Origin of the sequence: Luteimonas aquatica, assembly GCF_022662575.1 — a bacterium.
GTDB lineage: Bacteria > Pseudomonadota > Gammaproteobacteria > Xanthomonadales > Xanthomonadaceae > Luteimonas > Luteimonas aquatica.
Genome location: NZ_JALBFU010000004.1, coordinates 147,002 through 160,834, shown reverse-complemented (window position 1 = coordinate 160,834; position 13,833 = coordinate 147,002). Strand labels below are relative to the sequence as shown.

Genomic DNA, 13,833 nt, shown 5'->3' with positions numbered 1-13,833 from the left:
AGACGGAAAAAGCAAATCCCCCCGGATCGCTCCGGGGGGATTTTTTACGCGCTGACTTTCTACGAAGATCAGTTGATGCAGGTGTTGATCTTGCCGGTGGAGCCGGCGACGGTCGAGTTGAAGATCGCGTTGCCGTTGACGTAGGCGAAACCGGCGGGCAGCGTCGGACGCGGATTGACGTTGTAGAAGATGCCCAGCAGATCCTTGAGCGCCTGGATCTTGGCAGCCGTGCCGTTGCCGCCGTAATAGGCGTTGAGGTAGGTGATGGCGGCGATCGGATACGTGCCGGAGATCGGCGCGGCCGGATCGACCACGAGCAGGCAGTTCTTCACGGTGGCCGTCTGCGAACCCGGAGCGGCGTTCAGCGTCGCGCCGTCCAGCACCTGGCCCTGCTTGAGATAGGTCGGGTTGATGCTGATCGGACCGGTGCTGCCGAACGTGGCCGGGCTGTAGTACGTGGCGCTGGTGGTGCCGACATGGGCGAACTTGGTGCCCGTCTGCGCCGCGACTTCGCCGAAATCGGCGTAGCCCAGGCCGTTGCTCACCGTGGTGCGCACGGCCGTCACCACGCCGTTGTTGCCGCTGGCGGCGGTGGAGGCGGCATAGATGGCCACGCCGCCGGGGATCGCGGCGGCGAAGCTCTGGTTCGGCGCGAACACGAAGCCGGCCGGGACGTCCGGATGCGGCTGGCCGGCCGGGTTGCACTTGGCGCGCAGGAAGCTGGTGAAGGCGAACGTGGTGCCGCTGCCGTCGGTGCGGTAGACGATGTTGATGTTGCCCGTGCCCACAGCCACGCCGGTGGTGGTGTTGTAGGTGCCGTCGCTGCGCACGTTGTTCCAGGTCTTCACCTTGGCCGAGTAGATCGCGCAGATCTGCGGCACGGTCAGCTGCAGCTGGGTGACGCCGTTGACCGAAGCGTTGTGCGGCAGGGCGATGGCGCCGGCCAGCGTCGGCACCTGCACGATGCCGGTACGGGCACCGAGCAGGGCGGTGTTGCTGTTGAAGGCGTTGTAGTCATTGGTGCTGATCGGCGAATCCGTGCCGGTGAAGTCGGGCTGCGCGGCGCCGGCGCTGAGCGCGACCGGGCTGGCGCTGAAGTCGCGGCAGCTCTGGTTGGCGGCGACGGCGCCGGTCAGCGTCTGCTTGCCCAGGCCGCTGCCGGTCTGGCAGTAGCCGATCTTGTTGGTGGTGTTGGTGGTGTAGGCGGCGAACACCGAGCCGGTGCCGATGCCGGCGACGGTGAAGCCCGGACCCGGGTTGTGGCCGGTGATGTTCGTCGACAGGCGGGCGTCCGGGTTGGGGGTGAGATACGCGCTACCGACGTAGGGAACGGCCGGGAAGGTGGCGCCACCGCCATACAGATTCTCGGCGGCCAGAGCGGAGCCCGCGAACAGCAGGGCCGTCGTGGCAAGAGCGAGCGCGCTGAGGCCGCGCGAAGTGAAGGCTGCGTGAGACACTGATAATCTCCAGAGATGGGACGCGTGGTCCGGGGGGATAATTTCCATGTGTGCGCCCTCATTGGGCTGAGCGCGCGGAGATTCTCGGCCGCCCCGATTATCGGCCAGTGTCGGAGAGGTGAATCTTTAGTGACGTGCGCCTGCAAGCGGTCATAATCCGACGCACCCCATTCATGCCGGCTGCCGGCATCTGCCGGACGCGCGCGTTTTTCGAAGCGGCGCCGGGATAAATACCCTGCCGGATCCGCTCCGGCATTTATTCGATGGAGCGGACGGATTTTCCGCGGCGCGAGCCTCGGCCGGCATCGCGAGGCCGCGCCGCTTCGCTACTGCCGCGCCTTGCAGCGCGGATCCTCGGGCGCGCAGTTGCCGAAGCCGATCACCTGCACCGAGATCACCGCCGGCACGTCGCGCGCCTGCGCCGGCCGCTGCTCGGCGAGATTGCCCGCGGCATCGGACACGGCCGAGGCCGCCGAGGAGGCCGCGGTCAGCGCGCCGCTGTCGGTGCCGCGCGCGCCCTGCACGCCGACGGTCTCGCCCTGCACCTGGATGTTGTCGGCATTGGCGACGAACTGGGCGGCGACGATCAGGTTGCCGCTGACGCGGATGCCGGCATCGCCCGCATCGACGGTGCCGCGCGGCGCCACCAGCACCGCGTCTCCGGGCTCGCCGTCCGGATCGGTCTGCGAGGCGGCGATGCCGGCGCCGCTGATCTGGCCGCTGGCGTCGACCTGGCAGAAATGGTCGGTGTCGCACAGATAGGCGTTGCGCGACTTCTCGGAGCTGGTCTTGGCGCCCTTGCCGGCGTTGATGTCGCCGTTGGAACTCCACATCGTCAGGTCGCCGCCGCGCTGGGTGAAGACGCGGCTTTGCGCGAGCAGCACGCTGTCGTCGGTGAACAGGCCGATGTCTCCGGCCTGCATCGCCAGGATGCCGAGGTCCTTCGGGCCGACGATCACGTTGCCGGACGGGTCGAAGATGATCGGCGCCGCCGCCGCGCTGCCCACCAGCACGCCGCCGCCGGGCCCGATGATGCGCACGTCGCCGCCGCGCTGCGTCTGCAAGGTCGAGCCGCGCATGTCGAGGCTGCCGGTGCGCACCCGCTGCGCCGCGCCGTTCTCGCCGCCTTCCAGGTTGTTCGCGGTGTAGCCGTACTGCGCCGGGAACAGCGTGTTGATGGCCTCGTATCCGCGCCGGTACTGCCGGTAGTCGGGACTGGCGGGATTCTGGTAGTCGATGCCGACCTGCTTGAGGATGTCGAGGAAGACGCGGTCCACCAGCGGCTGGCGCTGTTCGGCCGAGAGCTTGCCGAACGCCGTCCAGGCCTCCTCGGGACTCATCGAGGCCAGCGGCGGCCGGCCCTCGCGCCGCAGGCGGTCGTTCTCCAGGCGCAGCACGAACTCCGACAGCCAGGCGCGATAGGCGTCGGTGGCGTCCGCCGCGGCGGGATCGAGATAGCGCGCGGCGAACGCGCCGGTGGCGATGCCCGGCCCGACGCCGAAGCGCACGGCGATGTCGGCGCCGTCGGCGGGCAGGCCGGCGTTGTCGCGATCGCCGATGGTGCGGAAGCCGCCGGTGTTCGCGGTCAGGCTGGTGTTGACGTCGTAGGGATTGAGCGGCCCGATGTTGCGGCCGGCCTGCACTTCCAGCAGGCCGGGACCGCCGACTTCGACCAGCAGCTGGCTGGTGGAACTCGCGCCCCTGGCTGGCGTGTAGTAGAGGTCGCGGCCGGCGGCGATCTGCGTGATGTCGGAGGCGGCGTAGTTCTGGGCGCGCAGGTCGAGGTTGACGATGTCGCGGCCGGCGCGGATGCGCGCCGGCTTGGGCAGGTCCAGCGTCAAGGGACCGACGCTCATGCCCTCGCTGTCCAGGCCGTTGACGATGTCGCCCTGGGCGCTGTAGATCCGTACCGGCTCGGCATCGTCGCGATGCAGGTTCAGTTTCTGGTCGCGCAGGTTCGTGGAAATGTCGCCGCCGGAGGCGAGCGGGACGTCCAGCATCGTCAACGTCTCCCCGGGCAGGCCGGTCACGTTGTGGAGCGCGATGTCGCCCTCGGCCAGCAGTTGCAGCTGGCCGAGCGCCGACGGGTAGAGCCGGCCGCCGCGCTCCACCGTCAGCCCGCCGCCGAGCGCCGCCATGCGCAGGCTCGCCGGCAGGAGGTTGTCGAACATCGGCGATTTGGCGCGGCTGGCGTCGTCGCCCGGGAAGGTGCCGCGCGCGCCGTAGCCGAACAGCGCACCCGGCATCAGCAGGGTGCTCATGCGCAGGTCGCCGTCGATGGCGGTGATGTCGATGGCCGATCCGGCGCCCAGGCCGGTCTCGGCCGCCGCCGCGATGAGATTGTCGAACACGAAGCTGAAGCTGTTGGCGTCCAGGTCCATGGGATTGACGATCGCGCCGATCTCGGCGCCGCGCCCGGCCTGGATCGACCACGCGCTGTCGCCCTGCACGGCGAACACCGGGGCCACCGCCGAGGACAGCGTCTGCCCGTTCGGGCCCTGCTCGTCGAGGGTGAAGGCCGAGCCGAGGCTGCCGCCGGCCTTGAGCGTGCCCGCGCCCTTGGCGACGTAGTAGTCGCCGCCGAGCACGTCGCGCCCGGCGGCAACCTCGAGGTTGCCGCCGCCGTAGGTGCGGCGCCCGCCCGACGCGTCGGCGTCGACCACGTAGTTGCTGGGCAGCGAGACCGACAGCTCGCGGATGTCGCGGTCGGCGCGCACCCGGACGTTGCCGCCGACGCTCATCACGCCCTGGGCGAAGCCGCCGAAGTTGATCCATCCCGCCGCCAGGCCGTCCTGGTTGGCGTTGAGCGGATTGCCGACCTGCAGCCACGGCCACCAGTACTGCGCGATGTAGTTGCCCGCCAGGCCGGTGATGCTGCCGTCCACGTCGTAGAGCTGGCGATTGCCGAGGATGTCGCGGCCCGCCTCGAGCAGGATGTCGCCGGCCGCCTCGGCGTTGGCGTTGGCGCCGACGACCACGTCGGCGATGCGGCTGCTGGCGGGGTCGTTCTGCCCCTCGCCGTATTTCACCTCGACATCGACCCCGGGCTGGGTGCCGGCCACCGGGCGCCCGGCGGTGTAGATGCTCGCCGGGGACAGCACGTCGGCAAAGCGCAGGTCGTTCGCGGCGACCATGTCGATCTCGCCGGTGCCGGTGCGCACCGTGGTCGGCGTGAGCACGTCGCTCCTGCCCGCCTCCTGGAAGCGGCGATGGCCGTCGAGCACGACATCGCCCTCGCCGCCCTCGCGCACCGCGTCGGGGCGCACGCTGGACAGGTCGGCGCCGGCGACGATGCGGTAGCGGCTGCTGTCGCCGCCGATCAGGGTGGCGGTCGCCAGCGGCAGCGGATTGTCGATGCGCGCCTGCAGCGACGGCGCGTTGTAGCGCTTGCCCGGCGGCACCGGGCCGAGCACGGGCAGGGCGGGCGGCTGGAACTCGGGCACCGTGAACGTCGAGTTTCCGGCGTTGTAGGCGGCCAGGAGATAGCTCCTGTAGGCGGCGAGATAGTTTTCGTAGTCGGCCGGGCCGGTCGGCGGCGGCGGCGCGCCGGGCAGGCCCGGGTCCACCGGAATCCCGTAGTCGGTGAAGTACGGGAAGATGGTCATCCACTCCAGCCCGCCGCCGAGTTCCGGCGGCTTCTCGAGCAGCATGTCCAGCAGCATCTTGTACTGGGCGTAGTACTGCGCGACCTGCGCCGGATCGCCCGCGATGCCGTCCGTGGGCCGCGCCACCAGCGCGGAGAAATCGTAGCCGCTGTAGCCGGCGAAGACGTTCAGCGCATTGCCCCACAGCGGGTCGACGACGCCGAACGAGGACTGCGGACCGCCGCCGCCGTACTTGTTGGCGAGCTGGAAGAAGCCGTCGCTGAGGCTGGCCTTGATGACGACGTCCTTTTGCGCGCGCAGCGTCAGCACCGGCGCGTTGCCGTTGTAGCGGTAGTCCAGCGCGTCGGGCGTCTCGCCCGAGCCGAGGTTCCAGCCGGTCAGCACGCTGACCGCGCCGCCGTTGACGTCGGCGTCGGGGTTGCGCAGCTCGATGCCGGCGCGCGCGCGGAAGTTGGCCACGTGCGCAAAACGCTGCTCGAAGGCGAAGCCCGGCCGCTGCACGAAGCCCATCAGGGTGCCCGGCGTGCGCGCGTCCTCGTCGAGATAGCCGTAGAACCGGCTGTGGTCGGCGTTGGCCGCGTCCGGGGTGAAGAAATAGCGGGCCATGTCCTCCGCGCTGGGGGGAGCGGACAGCGGATTGCCGGCGGCATCGCGCCAGACCCCGCCGGCCCGCGCGTAGACGAGGTTGCCGCCGCGGTCGCGCAGCGCGCCGTCCACCAGCTCGCCCTTGGCGTCGTACCAGCCGGCGGGATCGATGATGCCGTCGAAGTGCTTGCCCGGATCGGTACTGGCGTCGGTGGTGCTCCACACCGCGTAGGCCTCCATGCCGACCTCGCGCGCGCCGGCGATGCGCGCGTCGCCGTCGATCGTCACGTTGACCTCGCCGCCGCGCAGCAGCGGCGCGCGGAATTCCACGGTGCCGCCGGAGACGTCGATGCGCGCGTGCTCGCCGAGCGCGATGATGCCGGCCGCGCCGGCGTCGACGTTCTGGTAGCCGTGCTCGGCATCGAGCGTGCCGTCGCCGTGGCCGCTGGTGCCGATCCGCACCGTGCCGCCGCGCTGGTCGGCGGCCGAGCCCTTCGCCAGCAGGCTGCCGTTCACCGCCACGCCGTGGCGGCCCCACAGGTCGATGCTGCCGCCGGCCGTGCCGGAGGCGTCGATGCTGCCGTCGACGATGACGTTGCCGTTGGCGGCATCGCGCTGCACGGTGTCCTCGCCGCCGTCGGCGACCAGGCTGACGCGCCGCGCGTGCAAGGCGTGGCCCTCGGACAGTACGAGGTTGCCGGCGCGGGTCTTCACCGCGATCGCCTCGTCGATGCCGCTGGCGGCCAGCCGCGCCGACAGCGCGTCCAGGTCGACGGCGCCGCCCACGTCCAGGCCGAAGCTGCCGCCATCGCCCTGGCCGGCGCCGCCCTTGAGCGTGCCCAGCAGTTCCGCGTTGCGCGTCGGCGCGCTGACTTCCAGGCTGCCGGCGTCGCCGCCGCGCGCGTGCGCGGAGAAGTCGAGCGTGGCGCCTTCGGCCAGGAAAACGCCGCCCTTGTCGGCGCGCAGACCGATCGCGCCGCCAGGCGCGTAGGCGGCGGTGTCGAAGAAGGTCTTCTCGGCGCCGGACACGTCGATCAGGCCGCCGGCCTTCAGCCGCAGGTCGCCGGACGTCGCCTGCAGGTCGACCGATCCGGCATTGGCGCGGATCAGCGCATCGCTCTCCAGGCTGCCGCCGACGAAGGTCCAGGCGCCGCCCAGCGGCGCCTGCGCGGAGGCCTCGCCGGCGCTGCGCGACAGGCGCAGCGCACCGGTGGTCTTGAGCGTGCTGTCGGCGCCGGCGTCGGCGCGGATCACCGGCGCGCGCACGTCGACGTCGAGCGCGCCGAAATCGTAGACGCCCTTGCCGCGGCCGACGACGGCCTCCTTGGCGCTCACCGCGACGCCGCCGAAGCCGGCGAAGGCGGCGTCGCCCTGACCGAAGGCGACCTCGCGGCCACCCAGCGTCAGCGTCCCGGTCCCGGCGGCGCCGCTGCCCTTGGCGCCGAGCTCGTTGGCGATGGTCAGCCGGTCGGCGGACAGGTTCACCTTGCCGCCGTCGCTGGCGAAGGTGCCGGCGCTGAGCGTGAGCGCCTTGTCGACGCGCAGGTCGATGTCGCCGACGAAGTCCATGCTGCCGTAGCTGCGCAGGCTGACGCGGTCGGCGGCGGCGAACTGCTTCAGGCTGTTCTCGCCGATCACCAGGCCGCCGGCGTCCGCCGAGCCGCCGCTTTCAAGGCTGCCGTTGTCGAAACGAATGCGACCGGCATTGGCGGCGATCGACTTGCCCTGCAGCAGGGCGTCGGCGGAGACGCGCGTGTCGCCGGTGGAATCCAGCGTCAGTGACGCGCCACCGTGCAACTGCGCGTCCGCGCCGACTTCCAGGCGCCCCTGGGCCTGGTCGGCAACCGGCACGTTCGCGCGCACGATCGGCGCCTCGCCCGCGTTGGACAGGCGCAGCAGCGCGCCGTCGCCGCTGACGGCGGCGATGCCCTTGGCCGCATCGGCCTCGCGGCCGATCAGGATCGGGCGCAGGTTGCCGGCGGAAAGATCGCCGCGCGCCTCGATCGCGCTGCCGCCCTCGATGCGCAGGCCGGCGCCCTGCCCGTCCGACGGCGCGGCCGCGAGCAGGATTTCCGGTGCGTGCAGAGGATCGGCCGCGTCGTTGGACACCACCACGCTGTCGGCTTTCACGTCGATGCGGGTGCCTTCGGCGGTCTGCTCGCGGATGCCGCCGATCAGCAGGCTGCCCGCACCGAGGGCGTTGAGCGCGTTCACGTCGAGCTGCACGTAGCCCGCGAGCGCATCGTGGTCGGTATCGCGCACCTGCAGCGCGCGCGAGGCGATGTCGATCTGGGCGGCTGCGCCTCCCTTGTCGGCGCCGGTCTTGAGCGTCGCGCCCAGGTCCAGCGTGCGCGTGGCCGAGAGGATGAGCTGCCCAGCATCGCGCGCCAGCTGCGGCGCGGCCTTGCCGCCGCGCGCCGCCAGGTCGGCGAAGAAGCGGTTGGCACCGGTGACGGTATATTCGGAATATTGCCCCCACACCTGCCGCGACTGCACCTCGAACTGCGTGCTGCGCGCATCGCGCGCGCCGGTCAGGCCGTCGACGAAGTAGCCGGACACGCGCACGCTGCCGTCGGGGAGCACCAGGTTCTGCGTCGAGGTGGCGTCCTGCGTGCCCGGGCGCTGCACCACGCGCAGGGCGCCCGGCAGCGTGGCGTACTTGGCCGGCAGCAGGGTGTAGACCCCGTCGGGCAGCCCCGGCACGCCGCTCAGATACACCGCACGGCCGAGCGCCGCGGGCGAGGCGCCCTTGTCGAAGATGGGATCGGTCGCGGCGACCGGCGACTGCAGGCCGGGCACGATCGCGTAGACGCCGCGCGCGTCCGGATACAGTGGCACCTGATCGCTGCCGCCGTTGGCATAGCTGGTGTTGTAGGGCGAGAGCAGGTCGCGGCTGCCGCCGGTGCCGGGCACCCACTCGATCGCCTGCAGGTCGCCGCCGCCGGACAGATCGATGGTGGCGCCGGTGTCCAGCGCGATGTCCGCGCCGCCGAACTCGATGCGCTTTTGCGGTGGCGCGTTCAGGCCGAGGTTGCCGCCGTTGCCGCCGGTGTCGTAGCGCCACTGCAGGCCGTCGACGGTGGTGCCGTAGGGCAGGATCGCGCCTTCCAGCGAGACCGAGGTCAGGCTGCCGTCGGCCAGATGCACGCGCTGCGTGGCGGCCAGCTCGCGATTGCCGAACAGCGCGCGCGCGGCCGCGTCGGTCGGATCGGTGATGCCGAGCACGATGCGCCCGCTGGGCGCGCGGATGGTGCCTTGCTGCTCGATCGTGGTGGCGTCGAAGAACAGCGCGCCGTCGGCCGACAGCGGCACGCCGCGCTGGCCGTTGGGCAGCACGGTGATGCGGGTGTCCGCGCGCGTGCCGGTGAGCGGATCGGTCGCGCCGACCGCGCGCACCAGGAAGCCCTCGCCGCTGCCCGGATAGAGCTGCGCGGCCTTGAAGGTCAGGTCGCCGGCGCTGAGCAGCTCGCCCAGGCGCGCGCTGCCGTCCTGGTTGACGGCGTACGGCGAAGGCGTGTGGAAGCGGATGTCGCCGCGGCTCTCGAAGCTGGCCTGGCCGACATTGGACAGCGCGAACTGGCCGCCGAGGTCGATGTGGTCGGCCACGACGGTCAGCGACGTGGCGCCCGGCTGCGCCAGCGTCGGCAGTTCCGGCGTCGTGCCGCCGCGCGGACGGAAGCCGTTAAGGCCGACGTAGGCCGCGCGCAGGCGCACCTGGTTGCCGCTGCCGACCGCGGCGAGGTCGCTGCTGCCGGCCGGAAGCATCGTGTACAGCGGCGCGTTGAACTGGATGGCGCGCGCCACGGAGAGATCGACATTGCCGCTGAAGGCGATCGGCACCAGCGAGGCCTCCTCGGCCGCGCCGTCCGGCGTCTGGTTGCCGGCGACCAGGGTGTCGATGCCCGAACCCTGCAGGCGATCGGCCGCGAAATACAGCAGGCCCGAGGGCTTGTCCTGGCCCGGCTCGACGACATCGCCCGGACGCAGTTCGGCGGGCAGGCGGCTGCCGCTCTGCTCGAAGACGATGCCTTCGGCGCGCAGCGCATCCGGGTTGAGGCTGGCGTCCTGCGCCAGCGGCACGAGGTGCAGTTCGCCCCCGCGCGCGGCCGCGTCGCCGCCGGCCGCCGCGATGCGGCCGTCGAAGAACAGGCCGGCGCTGCTGGCCAGCGTCAATATGCCGCCGTCGCTCCACACCGCGCGTGGCTGCAGCGTGTCGGTGCCCGGCCTGGACGGATTGGGGCCGCCGGGCAGGTCGAAGACCGCGCGCGCGCCGGACAGGTCCAGCTGCGCACCGTCCTCGACGACCACGTAGCCGCCCTCGTTGCTGAGCGTGATGCTGCCGCCGTCGAGCACCTTGCCGGTGCGCGGGCGCAGCTGGCCGTCGCTGCCGGGCCGCGGCGGCGCCAGCGGATCGGTCAGGGCGAGGCCGGACACGTCCAGGCGGCTGTCGGCGCCCACCCAGACCGAATTCGTGCGGCTACCGCTGTTGAAGGCCGCCGCGGGCATGCTGCCCGACAGGGAGATGCTGCCGCCGTGCGCGGTGATGTCGCCAAGCACGCTGACCTGGCCGCGTCCGCCCAGCGCCACCTTGCCGCCCGGATCGAGCGTCAGCTGCGCGCCCCGATCGAGCAGCAGCGTGCCGGTGACCGGATTCGTTCCGGTCGGATCGCCCGCGACCAGGCCGAGGTAGTCGCCGGCGCGCATCGCGAAGTCCGTCGCCGGACGATAGAAGGGATCGAGTTGGCCGAGCGTGGCATAAGCGCTGCCGCCGTTGCCGGGCAGGGCGGCGCGGATGTCGGTGCCGGTCGCGGCGCGGCGCAGCGCGTTCACGTCGGGGACGAGATTGCGCTGACTCACCCGCACCTGCGTGCCGGCGACGATGGTCGCGTCGGTTTCCGCGGACAGGTCGTAGCCGCCGAAGGCCTTGCCGTCGAAGAAGCCGCCGTCCAGGTGCAGCACCCGCGCATCGGCCGGCGCATCGCCGCCGATGCGGATGCCGAACGCGCGCAGCGCGAGCGTGCCGCCGCGGGCGAAGCCGTCGGCGCGCAGGGTGGCGTCCTGGAACTGCAGCCGGCCGACGCTGTCGTCGAGCTTGGGATTGTCGATCAGGTAGGTCGGATCGCCGCCGTCGCCCGGCGGGCGCACGTAGGTCTGCAGCGCGATGTCGCCGCCGGCGCCCAGCGGACGGCCGTCCCGCATCGCCAGCTTGCCCGAGGCGTCGACGTAGCCGCCGCTGGAGGCGTCGAGCACGGCGCCTTTTTCCAGCAGGATCGAACCGCTGGCGTCGTGTTCGACGCCGTCCGCGGATGTGTAGCCTTTCTGCCGCGCGGTCAGCGTGATGCTGCCGCCGTCGATGAAGGCCTTACCGACCTGGCGATCGAGCTGCAGGCCGTTGTCGTTGACCCAGTTGCCGCTGACATCGAGCTTCGCGCCGGCGCCGACCACGACGTCGCCGCGCCCGAAATACTCGCCGGCGCTGCCGCCGACCGGATACACCTCGCCGCCGGCGCTGGTCAGGGCGATCTCGCCCGCATGCGCGGTCAGGCCGCCCTGCACCTCCACGCGCCCGGCGCTGAGCGCGATCCTGCCGCCGTCGGCCACCTGCAGCTCGGTCTTGGCCTCGACCGCGATCACGCCCCGGCTACCGATGCTCACGCTGCCCAGGCCCGCCTCGCGCACCATGTCGGCCGAGAGCACCGACCAGGACGCGGGATTGTCCGGGTCCTGCGGCGGCAGCGCGCCGCCGGGCAGCGAGGCCACCGGCGTGTCCATGCCGATGCCCTCGGACAGGCCGGTGCGGTCCTCGCGGATCTGCCAGCTGCGGGTATCGGCCGGTGGACCGAATGCGAAGGCCTTCTCCAGCAACGCGGAATTGCCGCCGATATTGAGCGCGCCATTCTTCGGCGCTTGTCCGAACTTGACTTGGTAACGTCCGGCGATTGCGCGTGCCGACAGATCGCCGTCCAGGATCAGCGCGCCCGGCTGGTCCGCCCGGGCGTTGTCGCGCGCCAGCTCGATGTTCAGCGTGCCGGCGTTGCCGCCCTGCACGTAATCCGATTCGTAGTAGCGCCGGCTGCCGACCAGCGGGCTGGTGTAGGTCTCGCTCACGCCCCAGCGGCTGTGGTCCAGGCGCTGCTCGCCGGCGAAGCCGACGTAGTTGAGCATCGGGTCGGCGGTGGACAGGTCGTAGACGCGGCCGTCGGCGCCGAGCAGGCGCTGGGTTTCGACCATGCCGCCGAGGAAATGCACGAAGCCGCCGTCCAGGTCGATCTTCGATCCCTTCTGCATGACGAAGTCGCGGCCGATCACGTTCACGGTGCCGCCGTGGATCAGCATCTCGTCGATCTTGCGCGGTACCTGGTCGGTGTAGCCCAGCGCGTTGAGCAGCGGGCTGCCGACCCATTTCACGCCGTCGCCGCGCGTGCCCTGCTCGCGCCGGTCGAACACCACCTGCTGGCGGTAGAAGGCGCCATTGCGCTGGTTCGGCGAGTCGGCCAGCTCGTTCTGGCCCACGCGCGGGATCTCGACCAGGTTCGAGGACATGTCGAGCTGGACGTCGGCCAGTCCCGCGACGTTGATGGTGGAACCGGTCTCCATCAGGATGCGGCTGTTGAGCGGCGGACGCCGCGCGCTGGCGTCGAGGTTGGAGCCCAGCCCGACCACGTCGACCTTGGCGCCGGGCGCCAGCACCAGCGAGTTCTCGCGGAAGCCGACCTGCGCGCCCGCCAGCGTCATCGACGGCGGCACGAAGGCCTTGTCGGCGCTGCCGCCGGAAGTGGTGGTCTCGCCGTCGAGCTCGGGCACGATGCTGGTGACCGAGTCCTTGCCCAGTTCGAGCACGCCGCCGTAGTTGTTGCCCAGGCCGCTGCCGTTGCGCGCGCCGATCTGGTCCAGCGCCAGCAGCGAGATGCTGCCCGGGCGGCTGATGCTGGTGCTCGCGCTCACCAGTCCGCGCTGCTCGACCCGGTAGCCGACCAGGGTGGCGTCGCCGCGCTTGGAGGAGACGATGCCGGTGTTGACCAGCCTGCCGGTGCCGCTCAGGTCGGTCTCGCTGCCGACGAAGAAACCCTCGAAGGTCAGCGGCAGGCGGTTGTCGCGCGTGTTCGCGCCGCTGGTGTCGCGGCGCACACCCAGCGCGGTGGCGACCAGCATGGCCTGCCCGTCCTGCGCGGACACGCTACCGGCGTTCTCGACGTTGGCGCCGACGATCAGCGAATAGCCGCCGGCGCCGGTGCCGATGCGCGCGCCGGCCTCGATGCGGATGTCGCCGGGCGTGTGTCCCTGCTGCAACTGCTCGATGCCGGTGAGCACGTCCGACAGGCCGGTGCCGCCGCGCAGCCCCTGGCCGAGGAACTTCTGGTTGCTCTGCGCGATGTCGGCGGAGAACAGGTCGAGCGAGGAGGCCAGCAGCGAGTGCGTGTTGACCTGGCTGGCGCCGCCGAACACGACGCCATTGCGGTTGAGCAGGTAGACCTGCCCCTCGGCCTCGATGCGGCCGAGGATGCGGCTGGGCGCGGCGTTGGGATCGTTGACGCGGTTGAGCGCGATCCACTGCGAGGCCTCCTTGCCGCCGGCGGACTGGTCGAACTTCACCGTGGTGCGGGTGCCGACGTTGAAGGTCTCCCAGTTCAGGATCGCCTTCTTCTGGGTCTGCTCGATGGTGACCTGGGTCTGGCCGTCGGCGACGGTCTGCTTCGGATCCTTGGCGCCGAACCAGATGTTGTTCCAGCTCAGGCGCGGATCGCCGGCCTGGATGGGGCCGGTGTCGACGATCACGTTGTCGACGACCTTCAGCCCGCCCTTGACCAGGCCGTCGGGAATGCCGCCGCCCGACTGCGCCGCGGCCGCGCGCGCGGCCGCCTGCACCGCGTCGAGCGAGGCGCGCAGCTGCGCGGCGCGCTGGAAGGCCTGCAGCGACTTCTGCGCCATCTGCTGCGCCTGCACTGATTGCAGTCCCTGGCGCTGCGCCGCGCGCGCCGCCTCCTCGCCGGGATTGCCGCCGCGTCGCAGGAACGGATTGGACTGGGCCTGCGCCTGGTCGAACAGCGCCGCGGAAATCGCCGCGCTGAGCAGCAGCACGCGCACGGGACGGGAGACGGAACGGTTGCGGGTCATGGCCAAATCCTTGGGGAGCCCTTGCCTGGAGGCAGCCTGTCGGGAAGCAGCCTGCGGCTGCAGTCGAGCAT

General features: G+C 71.4%; 2 protein-coding genes. Both read right to left on the bottom strand.

The window, feature by feature from the left end; translation table 11 throughout:
- Positions 1-68 precede the first annotated feature (68 nt).
- A complete protein-coding gene (locus MD221_RS11210; protein WP_242111817.1) occupies positions 69-1,457 on the bottom strand; it encodes a substrate-binding domain-containing protein in 1,389 nt (462 codons plus the stop codon).
- A gap of 326 nt (positions 1,458-1,783) precedes the next feature.
- Positions 1,784-13,762 (bottom strand): filamentous haemagglutinin family protein, encoded by an 11,979-nt coding sequence (locus tag MD221_RS11205; protein WP_242111816.1) that lies wholly within the window; start codon positions 13,760-13,762, stop codon positions 1,784-1,786.
- Positions 13,763-13,833: the final 71 nt, after the last annotated feature.

Excerpts from the sequence above, each read along its gene's own strand:
- MD221_RS11205 (WP_242111816.1), bottom strand. The coding sequence starts at position 13,762 with ATGACCCGCAACCGTTCCGTCTCCCGTCCCGTGCGCGTGCTGCTGCTC.